At 68.5% G+C, this 23,921-nt stretch carries 23 protein-coding genes and 1 pseudogene; 10 read left to right on the plus strand and 14 right to left on the minus strand.

Annotated features, from left to right (window positions below; all coding sequences use genetic code 11):
* From AT701_RS07735 to AT701_RS07745, 3 genes are read left to right on the plus strand one after another with little or no spacing between them, the layout of a single operon-like run.
* Entirely contained in the window at positions 1–1,023 is a 1,023-nt protein-coding gene (locus AT701_RS07735; RefSeq protein ID WP_058127568.1) for a 3-oxoacyl-ACP synthase III family protein, read from the plus strand.
* Complete coding sequence (locus tag AT701_RS07740) at positions 1,023–2,057, plus strand: pyridoxal phosphate-dependent aminotransferase (protein WP_003892878.1); 1,035 nt, start codon at positions 1,023–1,025, stop codon at positions 2,055–2,057. The genes AT701_RS07735 and AT701_RS07740 overlap by 1 nt, the downstream gene beginning before the upstream one ends.
* A gap of 35 nt (positions 2,058–2,092) precedes the next feature.
* Positions 2,093–2,614, plus strand: coding sequence for a MarR family winged helix-turn-helix transcriptional regulator (locus AT701_RS07745; protein ID WP_003892879.1), 522 nt, complete (start codon positions 2,093–2,095; stop codon positions 2,612–2,614).
* 51 nt (positions 2,615–2,665) lie between these two features.
* Here the strand turns inward: AT701_RS07745 and AT701_RS07750 are convergent, their stop codons facing one another.
* Both AT701_RS07750 and AT701_RS07755 read right to left on the minus strand, forming a co-directional pair.
* On the minus strand, positions 2,666–3,907 hold the full coding sequence (locus tag AT701_RS07750; RefSeq protein WP_058125587.1) for a GAF domain-containing sensor histidine kinase: 1,242 nt from the start codon (positions 3,905–3,907) through the stop codon (positions 2,666–2,668).
* Positions 3,904–4,566 carry a response regulator gene (locus AT701_RS07755; protein ID WP_011727699.1) on the minus strand — a complete coding sequence of 221 codons (663 nt, stop codon included), beginning with the start codon at positions 4,564–4,566 and terminating at the stop codon, positions 3,904–3,906. The genes AT701_RS07750 and AT701_RS07755 overlap by 4 nt, the downstream gene beginning before the upstream one ends.
* Before the next feature lie 116 nt (positions 4,567–4,682).
* Between AT701_RS07755 and AT701_RS07760 the strand changes: the two genes are divergently transcribed.
* Positions 4,683–5,489, plus strand: coding sequence for an HAD family hydrolase (locus AT701_RS07760; protein ID WP_174519573.1), 807 nt, complete (start codon positions 4,683–4,685; stop codon positions 5,487–5,489).
* 80 nt (positions 5,490–5,569) lie between these two features.
* On the opposite strand, the gene mmsB is transcribed toward AT701_RS07760, so the two are convergent.
* Genes mmsB through AT701_RS07775 form a run of 3 tightly spaced genes read right to left on the minus strand, consistent with a single transcriptional unit; the run spans position 5,570 to position 9,173 of the window.
* Complete coding sequence (gene mmsB, locus AT701_RS07765) at positions 5,570–6,442, minus strand: 3-hydroxyisobutyrate dehydrogenase (protein WP_011727701.1); 873 nt, start codon at positions 6,440–6,442, stop codon at positions 5,570–5,572.
* A 16-nt stretch (positions 6,443–6,458) separates the two neighbouring features.
* A complete protein-coding gene (locus AT701_RS07770) occupies positions 6,459–7,646 on the minus strand; it encodes an isobutyryl-CoA dehydrogenase (RefSeq protein WP_058125588.1) in 1,188 nt (395 codons plus the stop codon).
* Positions 7,647–7,652: 6 nt separating this feature from the next.
* Positions 7,653–9,173 carry a CoA-acylating methylmalonate-semialdehyde dehydrogenase gene (locus AT701_RS07775; RefSeq protein WP_003892885.1) on the minus strand — a complete coding sequence of 507 codons (1,521 nt, stop codon included), beginning with the start codon at positions 9,171–9,173 and terminating at the stop codon, positions 7,653–7,655.
* A 159-nt stretch (positions 9,174–9,332) separates the two neighbouring features.
* Here AT701_RS07775 and AT701_RS07780 point away from each other — a divergent pair, with 159 nt between their 5' ends.
* From AT701_RS07780 to AT701_RS34105, 3 genes and pseudogenes are all read left to right on the plus strand, one after another.
* On the plus strand, positions 9,333–10,838 hold the full coding sequence (locus tag AT701_RS07780) for an FAD-dependent monooxygenase (protein ID WP_058125589.1): 1,506 nt from the start codon (positions 9,333–9,335) through the stop codon (positions 10,836–10,838).
* Positions 10,835–11,434 (plus strand): TetR/AcrR family transcriptional regulator, encoded by a 600-nt coding sequence (locus tag AT701_RS07785; RefSeq protein WP_058125590.1) that lies wholly within the window; start codon positions 10,835–10,837, stop codon positions 11,432–11,434. Before AT701_RS07780 ends, AT701_RS07785 begins: the two co-directional genes overlap by 4 nt.
* Before the next feature lie 125 nt (positions 11,435–11,559).
* A pseudogene (locus AT701_RS34105) lies at positions 11,560–11,700 on the plus strand (Rv2686c family ABC transporter permease subunit); the annotation flags it as partial.
* 18 nt (positions 11,701–11,718) lie between these two features.
* Here AT701_RS34105 and AT701_RS07795 read toward each other — a convergent pair.
* Positions 11,719–12,597: an EamA family transporter gene (locus AT701_RS07795; RefSeq protein ID WP_058125592.1), complete on the minus strand. Its 879-nt coding sequence runs from the start codon at positions 12,595–12,597 to the stop codon at positions 11,719–11,721.
* The gene (locus AT701_RS07800) at positions 12,594–13,262 is read right to left on the minus strand and encodes a TetR/AcrR family transcriptional regulator (RefSeq protein ID WP_003892894.1); all 669 of its coding nucleotides are present in this window, start codon (positions 13,260–13,262) and stop codon (positions 12,594–12,596) included. The genes AT701_RS07795 and AT701_RS07800 overlap by 4 nt, the downstream gene beginning before the upstream one ends.
* A gap of 46 nt (positions 13,263–13,308) precedes the next feature.
* Here AT701_RS07800 and AT701_RS07805 point away from each other — a divergent pair, with 46 nt between their 5' ends.
* The gene (locus AT701_RS07805; protein WP_003892895.1) at positions 13,309–14,418 is read left to right on the plus strand and encodes a DmpA family aminopeptidase; all 1,110 of its coding nucleotides are present in this window, start codon (positions 13,309–13,311) and stop codon (positions 14,416–14,418) included.
* Positions 14,418–15,842 (plus strand): APC family permease, encoded by a 1,425-nt coding sequence (locus AT701_RS07810; RefSeq protein ID WP_003892896.1) that lies wholly within the window; start codon positions 14,418–14,420, stop codon positions 15,840–15,842. Before AT701_RS07805 ends, AT701_RS07810 begins: the two co-directional genes overlap by 1 nt.
* 6 nt (positions 15,843–15,848) lie before the next feature.
* Here AT701_RS07810 and AT701_RS07815 read toward each other — a convergent pair whose 3' ends face one another.
* Positions 15,849–16,445 carry a TetR/AcrR family transcriptional regulator gene (locus AT701_RS07815; RefSeq protein WP_011727712.1) on the minus strand — a complete coding sequence of 199 codons (597 nt, stop codon included), beginning with the start codon at positions 16,443–16,445 and terminating at the stop codon, positions 15,849–15,851.
* 52 nt (positions 16,446–16,497) lie between these two features.
* On the opposite strand from AT701_RS07815, the gene AT701_RS07820 reads away from it, so the two are divergent.
* The gene (locus tag AT701_RS07820) at positions 16,498–17,196 is read left to right on the plus strand and encodes a nitroreductase family protein (protein WP_058125593.1); all 699 of its coding nucleotides are present in this window, start codon (positions 16,498–16,500) and stop codon (positions 17,194–17,196) included.
* On the opposite strand, the gene AT701_RS07825 is transcribed toward AT701_RS07820, so the two are convergent.
* From AT701_RS07825 to AT701_RS07850, 6 genes are all read right to left on the minus strand, one after another.
* Complete coding sequence (locus AT701_RS07825; protein WP_011727714.1) at positions 17,193–17,798, minus strand: dTDP-4-dehydrorhamnose 3,5-epimerase family protein; 606 nt, start codon at positions 17,796–17,798, stop codon at positions 17,193–17,195. The genes AT701_RS07820 and AT701_RS07825 overlap by 4 nt on opposite strands.
* On the minus strand, positions 17,795–18,790 hold the full coding sequence (gene rfbB, locus AT701_RS07830) for a dTDP-glucose 4,6-dehydratase (RefSeq protein ID WP_003892900.1): 996 nt from the start codon (positions 18,788–18,790) through the stop codon (positions 17,795–17,797). The genes AT701_RS07825 and rfbB overlap by 4 nt, the downstream gene beginning before the upstream one ends.
* A gap of 26 nt (positions 18,791–18,816) precedes the next feature.
* Positions 18,817–19,668 carry an LLM class F420-dependent oxidoreductase gene (locus AT701_RS07835; protein WP_011727715.1) on the minus strand — a complete coding sequence of 284 codons (852 nt, stop codon included), beginning with the start codon at positions 19,666–19,668 and terminating at the stop codon, positions 18,817–18,819.
* A 28-nt stretch (positions 19,669–19,696) separates the two neighbouring features.
* Positions 19,697–20,551 carry an LLM class F420-dependent oxidoreductase gene (locus tag AT701_RS07840; protein WP_058125594.1) on the minus strand — a complete coding sequence of 285 codons (855 nt, stop codon included), beginning with the start codon at positions 20,549–20,551 and terminating at the stop codon, positions 19,697–19,699.
* A gap of 143 nt (positions 20,552–20,694) precedes the next feature.
* Entirely contained in the window at positions 20,695–22,167 is a 1,473-nt protein-coding gene (locus AT701_RS07845) for an ATP-binding protein (protein ID WP_058125595.1), read from the minus strand.
* A gap of 9 nt (positions 22,168–22,176) precedes the next feature.
* Positions 22,177–23,868, minus strand: a complete 1,692-nt coding sequence (locus AT701_RS07850) for an NAD(P)/FAD-dependent oxidoreductase (RefSeq protein ID WP_014877095.1) — start codon at positions 23,866–23,868, stop codon at positions 22,177–22,179.
* Positions 23,869–23,921 lie beyond the last annotated feature (53 nt).

Genomic DNA, 23,921 nt, shown 5'->3' on the forward strand with positions numbered 1-23,921 from the left:
ATGAACACCACCACCCCCGTGAGCCTCGTCGACGTTTCGACCTACCTTCCCGGTGAACCGATCGGCGCCGAGTACTACGCGCAGTTCGCCGAGACCGACGACCTGCGGGACAACCTGATGTTCCGCGCACCGCGGTTCCGGCACCACGTCGCGCCCGACGAGACCGCCACCGACATGATCGAGCGCGCCGCGGCCGGACTGATCGAACGCCACGGCGCCGACACGGTGCAGGGTGCCGACGTGCTGATCACCCACACGCAGATGCCCGACATGCCGTTCTACGGCGGCGGCGGCGGCATCGCGCACCGCCTCGGCATGAAACCGAACTGGGTGATCGACCTGCACAACGGAGGCTGCGCGGCGTTTGTCCTCGGCATGAAAGTGGCCCGTACGCTGCTGGCCTCGGGCGAAGGCCACACCGCGGTCATCGCGGTGGCGCAGAACGCCGCGGGCCAGATCTTCGACCAGGAGACCATCCGCCGCAAGGCCCAGGCGTCGGTGCCCGGCGACGGCGCGGCCGTCGGCCTGGTGACGGTGTCGGACGCCTCACCGATCCTGGACGTCGAGTGCCGCACCTACGGCGAGTACGCCGGTGACATGACCATCGCGTCGGATCCGCCACGCAAGTGGTGGCAGCCCGGACCGGGGGAGGGCTACATCGGGTTCACGGAAAGCAAGATCACCAAGGTGCTGGCCCGCGGCAACCGGCAGGTGCCCGAGGTGTCGTATGCCGTGTGCGACCGGATCGGCATCCACCCCAGGGACATCGACCTGTTCGTCACCAACCAGCCCAACCGGGTGTTCCTGCGCAACTGGCGCGAGGCCCTTGAGTTGCCTGCCGAACGCCACGTCGACACATTCGACACGTGCGGCAACCTCTTCGGCGCGGGCATCCCGATCAACTTCGACCGCGCGGTCACCGACGGGCGCGTGAAGGCCGGTGACACGGTGCTGATGGCGGCGTTCGCGCACGCAGGGGACTTCGCCGGCGCGGCCGCGGTGCGCTGGGGAGGCCGGGACTGATGGCCGCCCCGCGTGGCGCCCTGGTGGAGGCGGTCGACGCGCTTCCCCCGGCGGTCAACCCACTGGCGTTGTCACTCAACGAGTTTCCGTATCCGCCGCTACCCGCGGTGAAGGCCGCGCTGAGCGCCGCGGTGGATGCGGCCAACCGCTATCCGGAGTTCCTTCCCGAACGGTTGCGGTCGCTGATCGCCGGCCGGGTAGGCGTCGACGAAAGGCAGGTGATCATCGGCGTCGGCGCGACCGGCGTCATCATGCAGGTGCTGCACGCGGTCACCAGCCCCGGTGACACCATGGTGATGTCGGCGCCCACGTTCGACGGGTACCCGATCTTCGCGCAGATGGCCCGGCTGCGGTCGGTGACCGTCGACCTGGACGTGTACGGCCACCACAATCTGCACGCGATGGCCGACGCCGCGCGCGATGCCCGGGTGGTGGTGGTGTGCCGTCCGCACAACCCCACCGGCACGATCGAACCCGCCGAGGACATCGAGCGGTTCCTGGAGAGCATCCCCGAGGACACCGTGGTGCTGCTCGACGAGGCATATGCCGAATTCCTCGGCCCCGCCAACCGGATCGACGGGCCGCGGCTGGTCGAACGGTTCCGCAATGTCGTGGTGGTGCGCACGTTCTCGAAGGCCTACGGTCTGGCCGGCCTGCGGATCGGCTACGGCTTCTGCGCACCGCAACTGGCGCGTCAACTGTGGACCATGCAGTTGCCGTTCGGGATCGGGCTTCCCGCACTGGTCGCGGTCGCGGCATCTTATGACGCCGAAGGCCAGCTGCGGCAACGCATCCGGATGATCTCCGCCGAGCGCCGGTTCCTGCAGATGCGGCTGCGCTCGATGGGCGTGTACAGCACCGACGGGCAGGCCAACTTCGTGTACCTGCCCGCGACGGGCGTGCCGTGGCACGACGTGTTCGACGATGCGGGGCTCAAGGTGCGGCACTATGCCGACGGCGGCGTGCGCATCACCGTGGGCACCAGGGAATCCACGCGTGAGGTGCTGCGCGCAACGCGCCTGGCTTTGCGGTGAGTTCCGTGCCGCACAGAGATGCGGTATGAAGAGGCGTGCCCTCGTCACCGGACAGCTTCGACCACGCCGACCACACGGATCCCATCGCCCTGGCACGCGCCAACTGGGAGGCGGCCGGGTGGGGTGACGTGGCCGACGGCATGGTGGCGGTGACCTCGGTCATGCGGGCCCACCAGATCCTGCTGGCCCGCGTCGAGAACGCACTGCGGCCCTACGATCTGAGCTTCTCGCGGTTCGAACTGCTGCGCCTGCTGGCCTTCAGCCGGTCCGGGGCCCTGCCCATCACCAAGGCGTCGGACCGGCTGCAGGTGCACGTCACCAGCGTCACGCACGCCATCCGGCGGCTGGAGGCCGCAGGCCTGGTGGAACGCGTCCCGCACCCCACCGACGGCCGCACCACGCTGGTGCGGATCACCGACCTGGGGCGTTCGACCGTCGAGGACGCGACCGTGACGCTCAACAAGCAGGTGTTCGCCGATGTGGGGATGTCCGACGAGGAGTCGCGCGCGCTCGCGGCGTCGATCGAGACGTTGCGCCGCAATTCGGGTGACTTCTGAGAGTTCCGAGAATTTCCCGAAAATGACGTGAACGCCGCTCGCGGGGCGTGTTCACGGCAGTTTCGTCGAGTTCGGCGCGGGCTCGTGCGAGGGCAGCGGGATGGTCGCGGTGACCGCGGTGCCCGCGCCGGGCCGTGAGCGGATGTTGAGCCGCCCGCCCACGATCTCGGCGCGTTCGGCCATCGACAGCAGGCCGTACCCGCTCATCTCGTCACTGCCGAGCGGATGTTCGAATGTGTCGAAACCGATTCCGTCATCGACGATTTCGAGTCTCGCGATACCGTCCTCGACCGCGAAGGTCAGACGCGCGGTGGTGGCGCGGGCATGCTTGACGACGTTCTGCAGGCATTCCTGCGCGATGCGGTAGAGCGCGAGCTCGATGTGGTCGGGCACGCGGGTATCGGCCAGGTCGACGTCGAGGTCGACCTGGGGGATCGACCTGGCCAGGCTCGCCAGCCCGCCCGAGAGGCCGAGGTCGTCGAGCACCGGCGGGCGCAGCCCGCTGATCGCGGCGCGCGCCTCCTGCAGCGTCAGGTCCGCGAGTTCGCGGGCCTTGCCCAGCTGTTCGGCCACGGCCCGCGGGTCGTCGGCCGCGCGGGCCGCGGCGTCGAGCCGGTAGGACAGCGTCACGAGCCGCTGTGAGATGCCGTCGTGGATGTCGGCCGCGAGCCTGCGCCGCTCGAGTTCCTGTGCCTCGATGACCTGCTCGACGAAGTTCTCGTGCGCGCGTTCGCGGGCCACGAGTTGCCGGTGCAGACGGGCCTGGTGCAACGCTCCGGCGATGAGCCTGCCGATCACCACGAGCAATTCCACATCACGCGGCGTGAACTCGCGTCGCCGCACGGTGTGCACGTTGAGCACGCCGACCAACCCGCCCGGCTCGGCCTCCATCGGCACCGACACCATCGACGTGAAATCCCGCCCGCGCAGCGACTCGAACGGCATGTAGCGGGGATCGGCCTCCTTGTCGTGGCTGATCACCACGGGCTCGCAATGATCGGCGACCCATCCGGAGATGCCCTGCCCGATGGGCAGCCGGATCTTGCCGACCTCGCTGTCGAACGGCGGTGTGGCCCCGGCCAACGTCAGCGACCGGTCGGAATCGTCGAGCACGTGCACGAAGCACACGTCGGTGCCGGTCGCCGCGGTGATCATGCGCGCCGCGGCCGCGGCGAGCGGTTCCACCCCCGGCCCGCTGGACGCGGCCTGGATGAGCTCGCGCAGCAACGCCAGCTCGCGGTCGGCGTCGACGAGGTCGCGCACGGGTTTCACGGCGCGTTTCGCGGCGTTCACTGGTAGATGCCTTCACGCAGCGCCGTGGCCACCGCGCCCGCGCGGTCGCTCACACCCAGCTTGCGGTAGATCGAGCGCAGGTGGGTCTTCACGGTCTCCTCGCCGATCACGAGCTTGTTGGCGATGCCGCGGTTGGACAGCCCCGCCACCACGAACGACAGGATCTCGCTCTCGCGCTGCGTGAGCCCCTGCCGTGCGCCCGGCCAGAACTCGTCACGCTGAAGGCGCGCCGCGGTACCTGCGGCTCTGGCCGCCATGACCGGGTCGATCGCGGTCTCGCCGCTGTGCGCGAACTCCAACTGGTGCACCAGATCGTCGCTGCTGATGCTCTTGAGCAGGTAACCCGCCGCGCCCACCCGCAGCGCCTGGAACAGGTACTGCTCGTCGTCGTAGACCGACAGCATCACGACCTTGCGTTCCGGATTGCGTTCGAGCAGCGTCTGGCACAGGTCCAGGCCGCTGACACCCTGCATCCGGACGTCGCACAAGACGATGTCGGGGTCGAGTTCCTCGACCACGCTGACGGCCTTCTCGGCGCCGACGGCCTGCCCGACCACCAGCACGCGGTCGGAGAACGCGGCGAGCATGGCCTTGAGCCCCTCGATGACCATCTCGTGGTCGTCGACCAGCACAAGGCGCACCGGGCTGGAGGGCGCCATGGCAACACGATAGATGTGCGGGAACCGTCGGTGGCTCAACTCCCGCGCGCAATTCGCCTGCCGAATCCCCCGTAGGGGGGACGCGGGAACGCTGTGACATGCGCCACTCTGACGGTGTGTCCCCTGTACAGGAGAAAGCATGGCGTGCCGGCAGGTTCTGGTGGGACTGTACGCAGTCGGCTGACCCCGGTGCGCATCCGCTGCGAGCACTGATCCTCGATCTCGACGCGATGTCGGATCTCGACCTCGACGGGCACCGCGTCGTGTTCAACGCGGCGTTCGCCGCGCACGGCCTGGAACTCACATGGTCACCCGCGCGCTACCGGCAGCTGCTGGCGCTGCACGACGAACGCCAGCGCGTCGGCGCCGAGCTGCGCAAACGCTGCGTCGGACCCGAGTGCGACGTACTGGTGGAACTGCTGGCCGACGAGATCTGCGCGACCAAGGACATGATCTTCGACGAGATGATCCTGGACCTGGGGCCCTCGCCGCGGGCGGGCCTGGTCGACCTCGTGATGGACGCGTTCGCCGACGGGGTTCCGGTGGGCGTGGTCTCGGGCGGCAGGCGGCGCTGGGTCGAACCGCTCGTGCGTCAGTTGGTGGGCGACGGACTCGTCGACACCATCGTGACCGGTGACGACGTGAGCGACACCGCCGCACGCGGGGAGGCCTACCGCCACGCACTGTGGGAACTCGGCGTCGCGCCGCACGAGGCACTCGGCATCGCGGGGTCCGGCGCTGCCCTGCGCGCAGCCAACGCCACCGGGCTGGGCACTGTGCTCGTGGGCGCCGACACCGATGGAGCGGGCCGGCCCGCCATCGCGGTGCGCGCGGACTACGCGTGTGCCGACGGCCTGCGCCTGACCACGTGCCGACGGCTGCTCGGTCAGTGGTGGGCCCAGCACAGCCCGTCCGCGGCCTGAAACCCGCCCAGATCTCTCCGACGCAGCGCTGAGGGGCAGATCCGCGGGATCTGCCCCTCAGTGCAACTCGTGCGTCCGGACTAGCCGCGCAGCAGTTCGATGACCGCGCTGAAGTCCTTGTCCGCGTGCTCTTCGTTGAACTTGGCGTAGATCTCGGCGGCGTGGCTGCCGAGCGGTGCGCTGGCACCGGTCGACGACACCGCCGCCATCGCCAGGCCCAGATCCTTGTTCATCAGCGACGTCGCGAAGCCCGGCTTGAAATCGTTGTTGGCCGGTGACGTCGGCACCGGACCGGGAACCGGGCAGTTGGTGTGCACCGACCAGCAGTTGCCGGTGGCGCCGGTGATCACGTCGAACAGCGACTGCGCGGACAGACCCAGCTTTTCGGCGAGCACGAACGCCTCACCGATCGCGATCTGCTGCACCGCCAGCACCATGTTGTTGCACAACTTGGCCGCCTGCCCGGTACCGGACCCGCCGCAGTGAATGATCTTGCCCGCCATGGGATCGAGGATCGGACGTGCGCGCTCCACGGCGTCGTCCTCACCGCCCACCATGAACGCGAGCGTGCCCGCGGTGGCACCCTTCACGCCGCCGGAGACCGGCGCGTCGAGTTGGGCGTGGCCCTTCTCGAGGGCCTGTGTGTGGACCGTGCGGGCGTCGTCGACCGAGATGGTCGAGGTGTCGATGAACAGCGTGCCCGTCGGCGCCGCGGGCAGGACCTCGGCGTAGCAGGACTTCACGATGTCGCCGTTGGGCAACGACGTGATGACCACCTCGGCTTCGGACGCGGCCTCGGCACCGGTGCCGAACACCTTGATGCCCTTGGCCTCCGCGGCCTCCCTGGAGGCGGGCATCGGGTCGAAACCCCGCACGGTGTGGCCCGCGGCGGCGAGGTTGGCCGCCATCGGGCCGCCCATGTGGCCCAATCCCAGGAACGCAATGGTCGCCATCTGATCTCCTGTCCTGCTACGCCGTGGCGCGTGGCCGGGCCGCATCTGCCTGATTGCGGGCTGCGCCCGCGACAGAACGACCGATGACCACACGCATGATTTCGTTGGTTCCTTCAAGGATGCGATGTACCCGGAGATCTCGGACGATTTTCTCCAGGCCGTACTCGCGCAGGTAGCCGTAACCGCCGTGCAACTGCAGCGCCGAGTCGGCGACGTCGAAGCACGTGTCGGTGACGTAGCGCTTGGCCATCGCGCACAGCGTGACCTTGTCGGGATGGTTGGCATCGAGTGCCGATGCCGCGCGCCACAAAAGGTTTCGCGATGTCTCCAACCCGGTCGCCATGTCGGCAAGGGTGAACCGGATGGTGGGCTCGTCGAGCAGCGCCGCGCCGAACGCCTGCCGGTCGGCCAGGTACCCCACGGCCTTGTCGTAGGCCGCCTGGGCACCGCCCAGCGAGCACGCCGCGATGTTGATGCGACCGCCGTTGAGCCCGTTCATCGCGATACCGAAGCCCGTGCCCTCGGTGTTGCCGAGCAACGCCTCGGCGGGCACCCGCACGCCCTCGAAGATCACCTGGGCGGTGGGCTGGGCGTTCCAGCCCATCTTCTGCTCGTCGGCTCCGAAACTGAGCCCCGGCGTGTCCTTCTCGACGATGAACGTCGAGATGCCGCGCGGCCCTTCGCCTCCCGTGCGGGCCATCACCACGTACAGATCCGAGGTGCCCGCTCCCGAGATGAACTGCTTGACGCCGTCGAGGACGTAGTGATCGCCGTCTTTGACCGCGCGGGTGCGCAGCGCCGCGGCGTCGGACCCGGCGCCCGGTTCGGTGAGGCAGTAGCTGGCGATGGTCTCCATCGACGCCAGCCTGGGCACCCACGTCTTGCGCTGGTCCTCGGTGCCGTACGTGTCGACCATCCACGCGCACATGTTGTGGATCGACAGGAACGCCGCGAGGGTGGGATCGGCCGCCGACAGCGCCTCGAAGATGCGCACGGCGTCGAGCCGCCGCAACTCCGAGCCGCCGACGTCCTCACGGCAGTAGATCGCACCCATGCCGAGTTCGGCCGCCTCGCGCAGCACGTCGGTGGGGAAGTGGTGTTTGTCGTCCCACTCCAACGCGTAAGGCGCGATGCGTTTTTCGGCGAACGCGGCCGCCGTCTCGACGATCACGCGTTCGTCGTCGTCCAGATCGCTCAGGTACACGTGTTGCTACTTCATGGTCGGGATGACGAACTCGGCGCCATCCTTGATTCCGGACGGCCACCGCTCGGTGACGGTCTTGGTCTTGGTGTAGAACTGGATCGAGGCCGGTCCGTGCTGGTTGAGATCGCCGAAGCCGGAACGCTTCCAGCCGCCGAAGGTGTGGTAGGCCACCGGAACCGGGATCGGCACGTTCACGCCGACCATGCCCACCTGGACCCGCGAGACGAAGTCGCGGGCGGCGTCGCCGTCACGCGTGAAGATCGCCACGCCGTTGCCGTATTCGTGCTTGGTGGGCAGGCTCAGCGCCTCTTCGTAGTCGTGCGCGCGCACGATGCACAGCACCGGGCCGAAGATCTCGTCGGTGTAGATCGACATGTCGGTCTTGACGTGGTCGAACAGGGTGGGGCCGATGAAATAGCCGCCCTCGAGGCTCTGATCGTCGAACGTGAGTTCGTCGGTGGCGCGTTCACGGCCGTCGACCACCAGTTCGGCGCCGGCCTCGACACCCTGGCCGATGTAGTCCTTGACGCGGTTGAGCGCGGCCTCGGTGACCAGCGGGCCGTAGTCGGCCTTGGGGTCGAGGCTGTGGCCGACGCGCAGCTGCTTGACGCGCTCGATGAGCCTGGCGCGCAACCGGTTTGCGGTTTCCTCGCCCACCGGAACCGCGACGCTGATGGCCATGCAACGCTCGCCGGCGGAGCCGTAGCCCGCGCCGATCAACGCATCGACGGCCTGGTCGAGATCGGCGTCGGGCATGATGATCATGTGGTTCTTCGCGCCGCCGAAGCACTGCGAGCGCTTACCGTGGGCGGCCGCGGTCGAGTAGATGTACTGCGCGATGTCGGAGCTGCCGACGAAGCCCACGGCCTGCACGGTCGGGTGCGTGAGGATCGCGTCGACGGCTTCCTTGTCACCCTGCACGACCTGGAAGACGCCCGGCGGCAGACCGGCCTCGATGAACAGCTCGGCCAGGCGCACCGGCACCGATGGGTCACGCTCAGAAGGCTTGAGGATGAAGGCGTTTCCGCATGCGAGCGCGGGGCCGGCCTTCCACAGCGGGATCATGGCCGGGAAGTTGAAGGGCGTGATCCCCGCGACGACGCCGAGGGGCTGACGGATCGAGTAGACGTCGATACCGGTGCCCGCGCCCTCGGTGAACTCGCCCTTGAGCAGGTGCGGGATGCCGACGGCGAACTCGATGACCTCGATGCCGCGCTGGATGTCGCCCAGCGAGTCGGCGACGGTCTTGCCGTGCTCGATCGAGAGCAGTCGGGCCAGCTCATCGGCGTTCTGGTTCACCAGGTCGATGAACTTCATGAGTACGCGGGCGCGGCGCTGCGGGTTGTAGGCGGCCCACTCCTTCTGCGCCTCGGCGGCGCCGGTGACCGCGGCGTCGACGTCTGCTGCTGAGGCCAGCAGCACCTGAGCCTGCACCTCGCCGGTGCTGGGGTTCATCACGTCGGCGGTACGGGTCGAGCCCGCGCTGGTGCGCCGGCCGTTGATGAAGTGCTGGATCTGTGTGGTCATGACATCCGTCCAAAAGAGGGTGTGCGCGGTGATATCGCTCGGTGTGATCCGAGATACTTGGATATCCTAGTAATTCGTCGGAGGGTTTGGCAATAGCCCCTCGGTGCGCCCGGGGCGACGCCCTTTAAATTACGGAACCGTATCGTTATTATTTTGTCCATGGCAGCCACCGATTGCGACGTGATCGTCGTGGGCGCCGGGCCGACCGGCCTGACCCTCGCGTGTTCCCTGCGCCTGCACGGACTTTCAGTTCGTGTGCTCGACGGCGCGGCAGGCCCCGCGACGACCTCGCGTGCGAACTTCCTGCACGCACGCGGTTCGGAGGTGCTCAACCGGATCGGAGCCCTTGGCCCGCTGCCGGACGAGTCCCTGCGGGCCATGCGCATCACCAACTACCTCGGTGACCGACCGGTGATGACGCTGGCTTTCGGCGATCCCGGCATGCGCACGGCCGCACCACCCATGGTGGTGTCACAGGCCAGGGTCGAAGCCGCGCTGCGGGCCCGGCTTGCCCGGCTCGGGGTGGAACCCGAGTGGGGCAGGAAGGTGGCCGGTGTCCGGCAGGCCGGGGACCGGGTGGTCGCCGATCTCGCCGACGGTGTGCAGGTGAGCGGACAGTGGCTCGTCGGGTGCGACGGCACGTCGAGCGTCACGCGGGAGCAGGTGGGCATTCCGTTTCCCGGCGTCAAACTGTCGGAACGTTTTCTGCTGGCCGACATCCACCTCGACTGGGCGGTGGACCGCGGCGGGACCACCGGCTGGATCCATCCCGATGGCGTGGTCGGCGCGATGCCGATGCCGAGCGGGGACGGCCGCAACGACCTGTGGCGCCTGTTCGTCTACGACCCCGCGCTCAACCGAAAGCCCAGCGACAGTGAGATCCTGCAGCGCATCGAACAGATCGTCCCGTACCGCACCGGCCGCGCCATCACGATCGGGCAGCCGGAATGGTTGTCGATGTTCACCGTGCACCGCCGCCTGGCCCAGTCATATCGGCGCGGACGCGTGCTCATCGCAGGCGACGCCGCGCACGCCCACGCGCCGTTCGGCGGGCAGGGAATGCTGACCGGCATCGGAGACGCCGAGAACCTCGCGTTCAAGCTTGCACTCGTGATCCGCGGACTCGCGGCCGATGCCCTGATCGACACCTACGAGGCCGAACGCAGACCTCTGGCCACCGAGGTGCTCCGCGGTACCAGCGCGATCACGCGGGTCAACGTCGCGAGCAATCCGGTCGGCCGGTTCCTGCGCGACCGGGTGGCCACCCGGATCTTCGGGCTGCCCTTCGTTCAACGGTGGACCACCTACACGGCGTCGCAGCTGTGGGTCAGTTACCGCAAGGGCCCGCTCGGCGGACACGGGCGCAAGCCGCGTCCCGGTGACCGGATCGACGACCGGCCCTGCACCCGCGCCGACGGCGCCGCCACCAGGCTGCACAACGAACTCGCCGGGCGCTGGGCGCTGCTGTGGCCGCGAGACGCCCCGGCCCCTGGTGCATCCCTACTCGCCCGGCTCGGTGACTTCGGCGTGACGCTGCGGCACGACGGGGCCGAAGCCATGCTGATCCGCCCCGATGCGCACCTCGCGTGGCGTGGCGCCCCCGACGACACCGCTGGTCTCGACCATTGGCTGGCAAAGGCTTTGGGCTCCGGGGCGGTGCGATGACCGGGCCTGGTCGTGGCCGGCCCCGCGATGCCGAGGCCGACCGCGCGATCCTGCAGGCCGCGCTGGAGGTGTTCATCGAGCGCGGCGTGGAAGGCTCCAGCATCGAACAGATCGCCAGGCGCGCGGGGGTGGGAAAGCCCACCGTCTACCGGCGCTGGTCGTCCAAAGAGGATCTGATCGCCGCCGCCATGGAGACGCTGGTCGCCGAGGAGGTCCTGTGGGCCTCACCGGAGGCGATCGAGAGGCAGTCCCCGCATGTGCTCGTCGAGGCCGCGATCGAGAGCGCCGCCGCCACCACGGCCACACCGTCCTACCGGGCGCTGGTCGCGCGTGTGTACGGTTCCGCCGTGAGCCATCCGGGTTTGATGGCCGTGTACTGGGATCGCTACATCCTGCCGCGCCGCGCGCAGGCCAGGCGGCTTCTGGAACGGGCCCGTGAGCTCGGAACCGTCTCCGAGGACACCGATCTCGACGTGGCCATCGACATGATGGTCGGTGCCATCACCTACCGCGTACTGCAGCCGGATCCGCCCGACGTCGACGGGATGCGCCGGTATCTGCGCGCCGTCTACCGACAGATAGGGCTGCTTTCCTGAGTCCTGAACTGCTACCGTCGACAGCGGTGCGCCGGGAAGCCTGGTCGGCAAGAGTTGGTTCTTCGACCAGGGAGGGCACCGATGGGTGTGTCAGTGGAGCGGACGGCGGTCGGTCCGACGCTGATCTGCCGCCGTACTGGGCGGCCAAGGCGTTCTGGGTCGCGAGCGCGTACGGCACCTGGTGGCACTATCTCGTGGTCGGCGCGGTGTACAACGTCGTCGTCGCATGGCCGTTGTTCCGGAGGTTCCAGGCCAGACACGGGTGAGCACGCCGAACCGGACTTTCAGGCCAGTGGTTCGGCCGGTCCGGTGTGTGCGGTGCGCACCGCGCCGATGCTCGCCGCGGTCACCAGCGCCACCCCGAGATAGCCCAGCGTGCCGATCTGCTGGCCGAGCACCATCAGACCCGCGAGGGCGGCCACAACGGGGGACAGGCTGGTCAGCACGGCAAACACCGAGGGATGCAGATGCCGCAGCGACAGCAACTCCAACGAGTACGGCACCAGCGAACTCAGCACCGACACCGACACGGCGAGGACGATCACATCGAAACGCAGGGCGCCGGCGAAGTCGACGAGAAGCAGTGCGAACGGCGTGAGGGCCAGGGCCCCGAGGCCGGTGGCCAGTGCGAGTCCGTCGATGCGCCGGAACTGTGCCGCGGTGCGCGACGACGCGAGGATGTAGCCGGCCCAACTCGCCCCGGCGACGGCGGCGAAACCGAACCCCGCGGCGTCGAGGCGGCCGTCGTCGTGCCGGGTCAAACCCAGCATGGCCACGCCGGCGAGGGCGAGCACCGCCCACAGCCAGGCGACACGCCGGGTGCTCGCCGCCACCGAAAGAATCAGCGGGCCAAGGACTTCGATGGTGACGGCGATGCCGAGCGGGATGCGCGCGATCGCGCAGTAGAAGCTGAAGTTCATCACGACCAGCGTGGTGGCCAGCGCCAGTGCCGACAGCCAGGCCCGCCCGGACACCCCGCGCAGGCGGGGTCGCACGGCCGCACACAGGATCACGCCGGCCACGGCGAACCTGGTGAACACCGCGCCCAGTGTGCCGAGCGTCGCGAACAGTCCGACGGCGAACGCCGCGCCGACCTCCTGGCTGATCGACGCCACGACCACCAGGACCGCGGCGCCGGCCGGGCGTCGCGGACCTTCCGTCACGCCGTCACCGGAAGCGTTGCACCCGTGGCCATCTCGGCATAGCCGCGCATGAGTCGCAGGGCCGTCTCGCGGTCCAGGTCGGGATCGCGCGCGACGATGCGGTAGCCCAGGTAGTCCTCCATGGCCATGAGCGTCATCGCGACGTCGCGCGCGGGGGACCGGAGCTCGAACGCCCCGGCGCGCGCACCGCCGTCGAGGATGTCTGTGTACAGCCCCACCTGACGGTGGTAGATGTGCTGGACGTCGCGACGTTGGTCCAGCTCGAACCCGGCGGCCAGCACAGCGCGCCAGATCGCGCGCCATTCGGCGTCCTCCGGCCCGGTCGGCAGCCCGGCGCCGATGGTCAGGGCGAGCTGGGCGCACGGATCGTCGATGCGCTCCACGACCGCGAGACGGTCGTCGTAGAACCGCGTATCGGAACGCTGTGCCAGCTCGGAGAGCAGCTGGTCCATCTCCTTGAAGTAGTAGCGCACGGCGTTGGGGGTCAGGCCGAGCTCGGCGGCCACGTCGGCGATGCGCAGCGTGGCGAGGTCGTGTCGCTCGATCAGGGCGATGGCGGCGTCGAGGATCTCCTCGCGCCGCTGCGCCTGTCGATTGGGTCTGCCCACCTGTCCATAGTTACCGATTTCGCTCCAGCTCTTGCGCGCGGCGCCGCCGGGCCGCATTATTTTCCAAACGTGAAAAAAACTTATCGGCAGATCCGGAGAACTTGTGGCTGACAGTCCGCGCAAACGCGTCCGCGACCTCGGCGTCGTCGTCGGCGAACACCCGACCGGCCCGTACAACGCGATCACCGATGTGGCGGGCGTCCGCGTCGGCCACACCACCATCCAGGACGGTGCCGCGGTCAACACGGGCGTCACGGTCGTCGTCCCGCACGACGACATCTGGGGTGAACCGGTGTTCGCAGGCGCGCACCGCCTCAACGGCAGCGGAGAGATGACCGGGCTGGAGTGGATCCGCGAATCCGGCGAGCTCACCACGGCCATCGGGCTGACCAACACCCACAGCGCCGGCGTCGTGCGCGACGCCCTCGTCGATGCGCAGGTCGCCGCGCGCGGCGACGGCCTGTACTGGTCGCTCCCGGTGGTCGGGGAGACCTACGACGGTCTGCTCAACGACATCAACGGCCATCACGTGCGAGCCGAACACGTCCACGCCGCGCTCGCCGCCGCTTGTGACGGCCCGGTCGCCGAGGGCAACGTCGGCGGCGGAACCGGCATGATCTGCCACGGCTTCAAGGGCGGCATCGGCACCGCGTCGCGGGTCACCGACACCGCGGCGGGCCGTTACACCGTGGGTGTGCTGGTGCAGGCCAACCACGGACGTCGGGAACGGTTGCGGGTCAACGGTGTTCCGGTGGGCGAGGTGATCGGCCCCGAGGCGGTGCCCCTGCCGGAGATGCCGCGGGCGTACGAGCCCGGATCGGGATCGATCATCGTCATCGTCGCCACCGACGCGCCGCTGCTGCCGCACCAGTGTGCGCGGTTGGCGCAGCGGTCGGCGCTGGCCGTCGGGCGCCTCGGCGGCACGGGCGAGCAGTACAGCGGCGATCTGATGCTCGCGTTCTCCACCGGCAACCGCGGCATCCCGCCGTACGCGTGGGACGAGAACGTCGACACCGAGCGTCCGGAGATCGACGTGCGCATGGTCGCCCCTCAGCTCATGACCCGTCTGTTCGACCTCACGATCGAGGCCACCGAGGAGGCCATCCTCAACGTCCTCGTCACCGCCGAAACCCTCACCGGTCGCGACGGCCGCACCGCACATGCCCTCGACCACAAACTGTTCCGCACCGCACTTCTCCTGGAGGACCACTGATGAGCGCCAACGCCCCCACCTCCGACGATCAAGGCGATCTACGCGACGAGCAGCGCCTGCACGGCAGGCTCGGCCCCATCGGGGTCGTGTTCATGGTGGTCGCGGCCGCCGCGCCGCTCACCGTCATCGGCGGCAACATGCCCCTGGGCATGGGTCTCGGCAACGGCGCCGGAGCGCCGGTCGGGTTCCTCATCGCCGCACTGGTGCTGCTGCTGTTCAGCATCGGTTTCGTCGCGATGACCCCGTACGTGCCGGAGGCCGGTGCGTTCTTCTCGTACGTGACGCTGGGCCTGGGCAGGCGTCTGGGCAGTGGCATCGCCGCGGTCGCGCTGATCGCCTACACCGCGATCCAGGTGGGCATCTACGGCTACATCGGCTGGGCCATCGACGACACCGTGCGCTTCTACGGTGGACCGGAGATACCCTGGCCCGTCTACTCTTTCGCGACACTGGCGATAGTGGCGGTGCTCGGCTACCGCCATATCGAACTGTCTGCGAAGGTGCTCGGCGTCGCCCTCGCACTCGAGATCGGCATCGTGGTCCTGCTCGACCTGGTGATCGTCGCGAACCCGGGACCGGCCGGCCTGACGTTGTCGTCGTTCACACCCGGTGTGTTCACCGACGGCGTGCTGGGCATCGCGGTGTTGTTCGCGCTCACCGGGTTCATCGGTTTCGAGGCCACCGCGGTGTTCCGCGACGAGGCCCGCGACCCCGAACGCACCATCCCGCGCGCGACGTACGCGGCCGTGCTGATCATCGGCGGCTTCTACGCGTTGACCTGCTGGGCGTTCGTCGTCGCGATCGGACCGGATCAGGTCGCCGAGGTGGCCCAGCGCACCCTCGACGGCGAGGCGAACATGCTGCTGGACACCACGGGTGACAATCTGGGGCGCATCGGCCGTGACGTGGTCAACGTGCTGTTGCTGACCAGCCTGTTCGCGTGCGTGCTGTCGTTCCACAACGTGATCGCGCGCTACCAGTTCGCGCTGGCCCGAAAAGGCCTGCTGCCCAAGCCTTTGGCCACCGTGCACCCGAGCCACGGGTCACCCTCGGTGTCGTCGCTGGTGCAGACCGCGACCGCGGCGGTGATCGTCGCGATCCTCGCGGCGCTGGGCATCGATCCCCTGGTGGGCGTGTTCGGGTCGATGGCGGGCGTGGCGACCGTCGGCATGGTCCTGTTGATGCTGACGACGTCGGTCGCCGTCCTGGTGTTCTTCGCGCGGCACGCGGATCTCGCGAGCGGGCGGGTGTGGCAGACGCGCATCGCGCCGGTGCTCGCGTGCCTGGGCCTGGTGGGTGCCCTGCTGCTGGTGCTCACCAACTTCACGCTGGTGACCGGGGGCAGCGCCACGGTCAGCGCGATCCTGGCCGCGGTGCCGTTCGTGGGCCTGCTCGCCGGCGCGGCCCGGCGACCGCGCGACTGACGCGGGTCACCGGGCCCGCAGTCCGGCCAGCGCGGACTCGACGGTACGGGCGATGCGCCCGCGTTGGTCGGCACCCGCGCGGGAGAGCACCTGCAGCCCGTTGAGCACGGTCGTCAGAAGCGTTGCCGTCGAACTGATTTCGCTGTCATCGCACAGGCGGGTGTCGAGGTCGCCCTCGGCGCGCGCCCGCAGCAGCGCATCGCGGAACACCGTCTCCATGCGTTCGCGGTTGCGTTCGAGTCGCGCGCCGATCTCCGGGTCGGTGTCACCGTGCTCGACCGTGGCGTTGACCGAGAAGCACCCCGGCGGCAGGCCCTGATCGGGTTGTCGCGCAGCCGACTCCAGCAGGGCCCGCACAGCGTCGAGCCCCGATGCCGCCGATGCGACGAGCTGTGCCGGGTCGCCGCCACCGGTGAGGTACCGGTCCAGCGCGGCCAGGTAGAGGCCCCGCTTGGAACCGTATGTGCCGTAGAGGCTGGCGCGGGCGATACCCAGTTCGGTCACCAGATCCTCGGTCGACGTGTGCGCGTAGCCGCTGCGCCAGAACACCCGCATCGCGGTGTCCAGTGCGACGTCCGGATCGAACTCCTTGTGACGGGCCATGTGCCAATTCTAGATCGATCAGTCTAGAATTGGGGGCGAAGGGGGAAATGACATGGTCGAAGGGGAGAAGCGGCTCGGATTGACCGCCGATGAGGTGCTGACGACGACGCGCGCGGTGCGCAAGCGACTCGACTACTCACGGCCCGTGCCGCGCGAACTGGTCACCGAATGCGTCCGCATCGCCACGCAGGCGCCCAGTGGGCGCAACCGTCAGCGCTGGGACTTCGTCGTGGTCGACGATCCGCGCCTGCGGTCGCGGGTCGCCGAGATCTGGCGTCGCGGGCTGTTCGCCGGGGTGCCCGGAACGGGTGGCAGGCATGAGGTCAGCCGCATGACGTCGCCCGAGGAGTGGCGCCGCATCGCCGCGGGTCTCGATCACCTGGCCGCACACCTGCACGAGGCGCCGATGCTGTTGATCCCGTGTGTGCGCGTCGCATCACGACGCGAATTGGCGACGGTGCGCGGACAGGCCGGCGCGTGGGGTTCGGTGCTGCCTGCGGTGTGGAGCTTCATGCTCGCCGCCCGCGAACGTGGGCTCGGAACAGCCTGGACCACATGTCATCTCAGTTACGAGCTGGAGATGGCGGAGCTTCTGGGGATCGACGCCGACCATGTGGTGCAGGCCGCGCTCACCCCCGTCGCCTTCACCCGCGGCACCGAATTCCGGCCCGGTCCCCGTGCCGATCACCGCGATTTCCTGCACTGGAACACCTGGGACGGGCGCAGCCGTGCGGGCCGGAAAACCGGCTAGCTCACCAGGTTTCGCCGCAGCGTTTCTACGAAGGCCTGGCAGTCCGCCCACGTCGGCAACACGCCTGCGGCCTGGGCCTCGGCGAGCGACGGTGCCTGGGCATCACGGTCGGACAGGATCAGTTCCGGCACCTCGGGCCACTCGATGCCGAAATCGGTGGGGCGCACGGTGTGCTCACGCTGCGGGGCGTACGGCGCCGAGCACAGGTACATCACGGTCGAATCGTCGTCCAGTGCAAGGAAGGCATGCCCCAGGCCCTCGGAGATGTAGATCGAGCGGCGGTCCTTGTCGTCGAGCAGCACGGCGTCCCACTGGCCGAAAGTCGGTGAGCCGACCCTGATGTCCACCACGACGTCGAAAACCGCACCGCGCACACACGTCACGTACTTGGCCTGGCTGGGCGGCACCTGCGCGAAATGCACGCCGCGGAGCACACCGCGCGCGGACACCGAGCAGTTGGCCTGGCGCATGTCGAACTGGTGGCCGGCGAACTCGGTGAAACCGGCGTCGGTGAACCATTCGAAGAACAGCCCCCGTGAATCGGTGCGCAGGACGGGCGTGATCTCCCACGCGCCCGCGATCGACAGTTCCCGCGCGGTCACTGGCCACGCTCCTGGTACTTCGCTTCGACGGTGTCTTTCAGCGGCCGCCACCAGGATTCGTTGGCGCGGTACCAGTCGATCGTGTCGGTGAGGCCCGCCTCGAAATCGGTGTGTTTGGGAGCCCAGCCCAGTTCGTCCTGCAGCGTCGAAGGATCGATCGCGTAGCGCAGGTCGTGGCCGGCGCGGTCGGTGACGTGATCGAAGTCGTCGGGATCGCGGCCCATCAACTTCAGGATCGTGCGCATCACGGTCAGGTTGTTGCGCTCGCACTCGGCACCGATCAGGTATGTGCGGCCGATCGTGCCGTCGGTGAGGATCCGCCAGACCGCGCTGTTGTGGTCGTCGACATGGATCCAGTCGCGCACATTGGCGCCTGCGCCGTACAGCTTGGGCCGCCGACCCGTCAGCACGTTGGTGATCTGGCGCGGGATGAACTTCTCCACGTGCTGATACGGCCCGTAGTTGTTGGAGCAGTTCGAGATCGTGGCCCGCACGCCGTACGACCGCACCCACGCGCGCACCAGCAGGTCCGCGGCGGCCTTGGTCGACGAGTAGGGGCTCGAGGGGTTGTACGGCGTGGTCTCGTTGAAACGGGCCGGGTTGTCGAGTTCCAGATCGCCGTACACCTCGTCGGTCGACACATGGTGCAGCCGCACGTTGTGCCTGCGCACCGCCTCGAGGATGGTGTACGTGCCAACGACGTTGGAGTGCAGGAACGGCTCCGGATCCGCCAGGGCGTTGTCCACATGCGTCTCGGCCGCGAAGTGCACGACCGCGTCCGACTCGGCGACCAGATCACCGACGAGTGCCGCGTCGGTGATGTCACCCTGCACGAGCCGGATCCGATCGGCCACCGGCGCCAGCGATTCGCGGCTGCCCGCGTAGGTCAGCGCGTCGAGCACCGTGATCGAGCTGGTGCGCGCCTCGCGCAGGGCAAGATGCACGAAGTTGGCGCCGATGAACCCCGCGCCGCCGGTGACCAATAGCCGCATGGGGACAACCCTAGCGGTCAGGGCCCTCAGTTCTTCAGTTCGAGCGGCCCCGCGAGCTCGGTGAGAGTCGGGATCAGATCCTCCGGTTCGCCCAGCACCTGGATCGACACGTGGTCCGCGCCCGCAGCGATGTGCTGGCGCAGACGCGCGGCGATGTCGCCCGCGGTGCCGTGTGCGACGACCGCGTCGATGAGCTTGTCGCTACCCGGCTTCTCGACGTCGGAGTCGGTGAAGCCCAGCTTGCGCCAGTTGTTCACGTAGTTGCTCAGGTCCAGGTAGAACTCGACCGTCTTGCGGCCCAGGGCGCGCGCGGCCGCGGCGTCGGTGTTCAGCACGACCTTGTGCTCGGGCGCCAGGAACACCGCCTCGCCCAGGACGGCGCGGGCATGTTCGGTGTGTTCGGGCGTGGTGAGGTAGGGGTGCGCGCCCGCGCTGCGCGCCGCGGACAGCTTGAGCACCTTGTCGCCGAGGGCGGCCAGCACGCGCCGGCTCGTCGGCACCTTCGCGGCGTCGAGCACGTCGAGGTACTCGACCAGCGCGTCGTAGGGCTTGCGGTATTCACCGGTGTGTTCGGGGTGGCCGACGCCGACACCGAGCACGAACCGGCCCGGGTGCGCCTTCTCGATGCGGTGGAAGGACTCGGCGACCGTGTTGGCGTCGGACGCCCAGATGTTGACGATGCCCGTGGCGACCTGCAGGGTCTCGGTGTTCTCCAGGATCGGTTCCACGGACGAGAGATCGGCGGCAGGGGAGCCTCCGATCCACACCGCGCCGTAACCGAGCTTCTCGATCTCGGCGGCCTGTTTTGGGGTCACCGCCCCGGCGGTCCAGACGCCGTACCGACCGAGATTCGGCTTGAGCGAGAGTGCGTCAGTCATGGGTGAAGTCCTCACTGTTGTCGTGTCGTCAGGCCAGGCCGAGCGGCCCGGCGAGTTCGGCCAGCGCCGGGACCAGCTTGTCCGGCGAGGTCAGCACCTGCACGGGTACGTGGTCGGCGCCCGCGGCGAGATGTTCGGAAAGACGTGCGGCGATCGCATCAACCGTGCCATAGGCCACGACCGCGTCGATGAACCGGTCGGCGCCTGGTTTCGCGAGTTCGTCATCGGCGAAACCGAGCCGCTTGAAGTTGTTGAGATAGTTCGCGAGTCCGAGGTAGAGGTCGAGCGCCTTGCGGCCCACGGCGCGGGCCTGTTCCGCATCGGTGGTCAGCACCACCTTGTGTTCGGGCGCCAGAAACGCGTCGGGCCCGATGATCTCGCGCGCGCTTCTGGTGTGTTCGGGAGTCGTCAAGTAGGGATGTGCGCCGGCCGAGTGCTCGGCGGACAGCTGCAGCACCTTGGGGCCGAGGGCGGCGACCACCCGGCGGTGCTTGGGCACGCCGTAGGAATCGAGCTTGTCGAGGTAATCGGTGAGCGCATCCAGCGGCTTGCGGTACTCGACGTGCGCCTCGCGGTGCCCCACGCCGATCCCCAGCAGGAACCGCCCCGGATAGGCCGCCTCGATGCGGTGGAACGACTCGGCGACCGGACCCGGCGCGGCCGTCCAGATGTTGACGATGCCGGTGGCCACCTGCAGCGTCGTCGTGGCCTCCAGAATCGGCTCGACCCACTCCAGTTCGGCGGGCGGTGAGCCGCCCACCCACACGGCGCCGTAGCCGAGCGCCTCGATCTCCTTGGCCTGCGCAGGTGTCACCCCGCGACCGAACGAACCGTACCTGCCCAGATCTGGTTTCGGCCCCGCCGCCGAAGTGGTGTCAGTCATGTCTGCCTCAACCCCGCCGCCTTCGCGCGGTATTCCGGTCACCGGGACATGCCGAGATTGCACTCAGGGACAAAGTTCGCCTCTTTTCTGTCCCTCACGGCAATCTCGGTGCGCAGACATGGGGCCGGCCGCGACAGACGGCGTCAGTTCGAGGAGTCGCCGTCGGGCGGTGGCGCCTGCAGCGGCAGCAGCACCACGAAGCGGGTGTTGCCGGGCTCGGAGTACACCCGCAGATCCCCGTTGTGCTTCTCGACGACGATGCGCCACGCCAGGTCGAGGCCCAGCCCGGTGCCCTCGCCGAACGGTTTGGTGGTGAAGAACGGCGTGAAGATGCGGTTGATGATGTCCTCGGGGATACCCGGGCCGTCATCGCAGATCTCGACGCGGATCATCTCGTCGTTCTCGCGCGCGGTGCGGATGGTCAGGGTGCCGTGACCGTCCATGGCCTGGATGGCGTTGTCGATGATGTTGGTCCAGACCTGGTTCAGATCGCCTGGGTAGCACTGCAATTCGGGCAGTGTCTTGTCCATGTCCTTGACCAGGGTGATGGGCTTGTCCTTGCCGATCTTGCCGCCGAACATCATCAGCGTGCTTCGCAGCAACTCGTGCACGTCGGCGCTCTGGTAGGCGCCGCGGTCCATCTGCGAGTACTGCTTGGCCCCCGCGAGCAGCGCCGAGATGCGCCTGCTGGCCTCACCGATCTCGTTCATGCGCAACTCGGTGTCGATCGTGTACTTGAGCCACCCGAGCGCGGACTGCAGCGTCTTCGCACCGCACGTCTCGTCGTGGACGTCCTCGATGGATGCCGAGATCCGTTCCAGCCAGTCGATGTCGAGACCGGCCTCCACGAAGGTCGGCGCGTACTCCCACGCCATCGGGATGTTGTGGTCCTCGAGCCAGTCGCCGATCTGGTCCTCGCGGTCGGACGCCTCCAGCGCGGTGAGTTCGACGCTCTTGTTCTTGGCCACCTGCTCGGCGACCTCGTCCTGGATCGTCACGAGCACCCGCAGGGTCTCGGCGCTGAACTTGCCGTCGGCGAGCATCGCGAGCTTGTGGCGCATCTTGCCGACGCCCTCGCGCAGGTCCGCGACCGCGCGCGCGGTGGCGGCGGCGGGATTGTTGAGCTGATGTGTCAGGCCCGCGGTGATGGTGCCCAGCGCCAGGAGCTTCTCGCGCTGGCCGATGATCTGGCTCTGCCGCCTGCCGCCGACCTTGTGCCCCTCCAGCAGATGCACGGCCATCGGGAACTGCGACTGCATGAACACCGCGAACGTGTCGGCGTCGAGCACGAAGATCCGCGACGGCTGCGTCAACCGGACCGAGGCCTCGTAGATGTGCTCCTCGCCGGGGATGTAGGCCGACCAGGCGCCGAAGTACACGCCGCGCTGCGAGGTGCGGTTGGTCTGGATGTCGACGCCGCCCGAGCGCTTCGACATCACCAGCTCGCCGTCGATCAACACGTAGAAGCAGGTCGCGGGCTCACCTTCGGTGCAGACGGGCCCGGGCGGGAACTTCTCGATGCGGCCTGCCTCGCACAGCGTGTCGAGCTGCGCGTCGGTCAGATGCTCGAACAGGAAGAGGGTTCGCAGCTCGTCCCGTACACACAGCTCGCTCATTTGGGCTCCTTACGACTCGGCCAGGTAGCGGTGCACGAACATCACCGCCATCGACCCTTCGCCGACCGCGGCGGCCACCCGTTTGGCGGACTCCGCACGCACATCTCCTGCAACAAACACACCGGGCACACTTGTTTCCAAGTGGTGCGGCGGACGTTCCAGCGTCCAACCGCACACGTCGCGCAGATCCGGCCCGGCCAGGATGAAACCGTGCTCGTCGCGCGCCACGACGCCGTCGAGCCACTCGGTGCGCGGCGTCGCACCGATGAAGCAGCACAGCCGTGACGAGCGGACCTCTTCCTGCTCGCCCGTGCGTTTGTTCTCCAGCACCAGGCCCACCAGGTGGTCGTCCTCGCCGATGGCCTTCACGACCTCGGTGCACGTGCGGACGTGGATGTTGGGGGTGTCCTCGATCTGCTGGATCAGGTAATACGACATCGACGCTTCCAGCGACGGGCCGCGCACCAGCAGTGTCACCGAACGCGCGGTCCTGGCCATGAACATCGCGGCCTGACCCGCCGAGTTCGCACCGCCCACGATGTAGACGTCCTCGTCGCAGCACTCGGCGGCGTCGGACACCGAGGCGCCGTAGTACACGCCGCGGCCGATGAAGTTGACCGGGTTGTCGGGGTCGTCCCAGCACCCGGGCACCGGCAGCTGCCGGTAGTCGACGCCGGTCGCGAGGATGACCGCGCGGGCACCGATCGTGTCGCCGTCGGCGAAGGTGATGGTGCGCGCCGAGCCCGCGACCTCGAGCTTGACCGCCTCGCGCGTCGTGATCACCTCGGCGCCGAAGCGTTCGGCCTGCCGCCGCGCCGAGGTCGCCAACTCGGCACCCGAGATGCCGGTGGGGAAGCCCAGGTAGTTCTCGATGCGCGAGCTGCGGCTGGCCTGACCGCCGGTCGTGGTGCCCTCGATGAGCACGGTCTTGAGTCCCTCGGACGCGCCGTACACGGCCGCCGCCAGGCCCGCCGGGCCACCGCCGATGACCGCGAGGTCGTACATCGTCAACGACGGCGCGGTCGACAGGCCGAGCATGTCCGCGAGTTCGGCGTCGGTGGGTTCGACCAGCGTGGTGCCGCCCTCGGTGATCACCACCGGCAGTTGCATGCCGTCGAGACCCGCGGCCTCCAGCAGTTGGCGGCCCTTGGGCTCGTCGGCGTTGAACGCGCGGTACGTGTGCTGGTTGCGGGCCAGGAACTGGCGCACCTCCCATGAGCGCGGGCTCCACTGGTGCCCGATCACCTTGGTGTACGGGATGGCCCGGTCACCCGCGGCGTGCCAGGCCTCCAGCAGGCCGTCGATCACCGGGTAGAGCTTCTCCTCCGGCGGATCCCACGGCTTGAGCAGGTAGTGGTCGAGGTCGACGACGTTGATCGCCGCGATCGCCGCGTTGGTGTCGGCGTACGCCGTCAGCAGCACCCGACGCGCCATCGGGTACAGGTCCATGGCCGACTCGAGGAACTCGATGCCGCTCATCTGCGGCATCCGGTAATCGGCGACGAACACCGCCACGGTGTCACCGCGCAGCTTGAGCTCGTGCAGCGTCTCCAGCGCGTCGGGACCCGACTCGGCACGAACGATGCGGTACCGCTCGCCGTAGTGCCTACGGAGGTCGCGTGCCACTGCCCGGGACACGGCGGGATCGTCGTCGACGGACAGGATCACAGGTTTGCGGGGCTGGGGGGCGGGGCCAGTCATCGGTTCAATTATGCGCCCCCTGGCCAGCGAATTTCCTACTTGTTTCCAGTCGT

Source organism: Mycolicibacterium smegmatis, assembly GCF_001457595.1.
In the GTDB taxonomy this organism is placed as follows: Bacteria; Actinomycetota; Actinomycetes; order Mycobacteriales; family Mycobacteriaceae; genus Mycobacterium; species Mycobacterium smegmatis.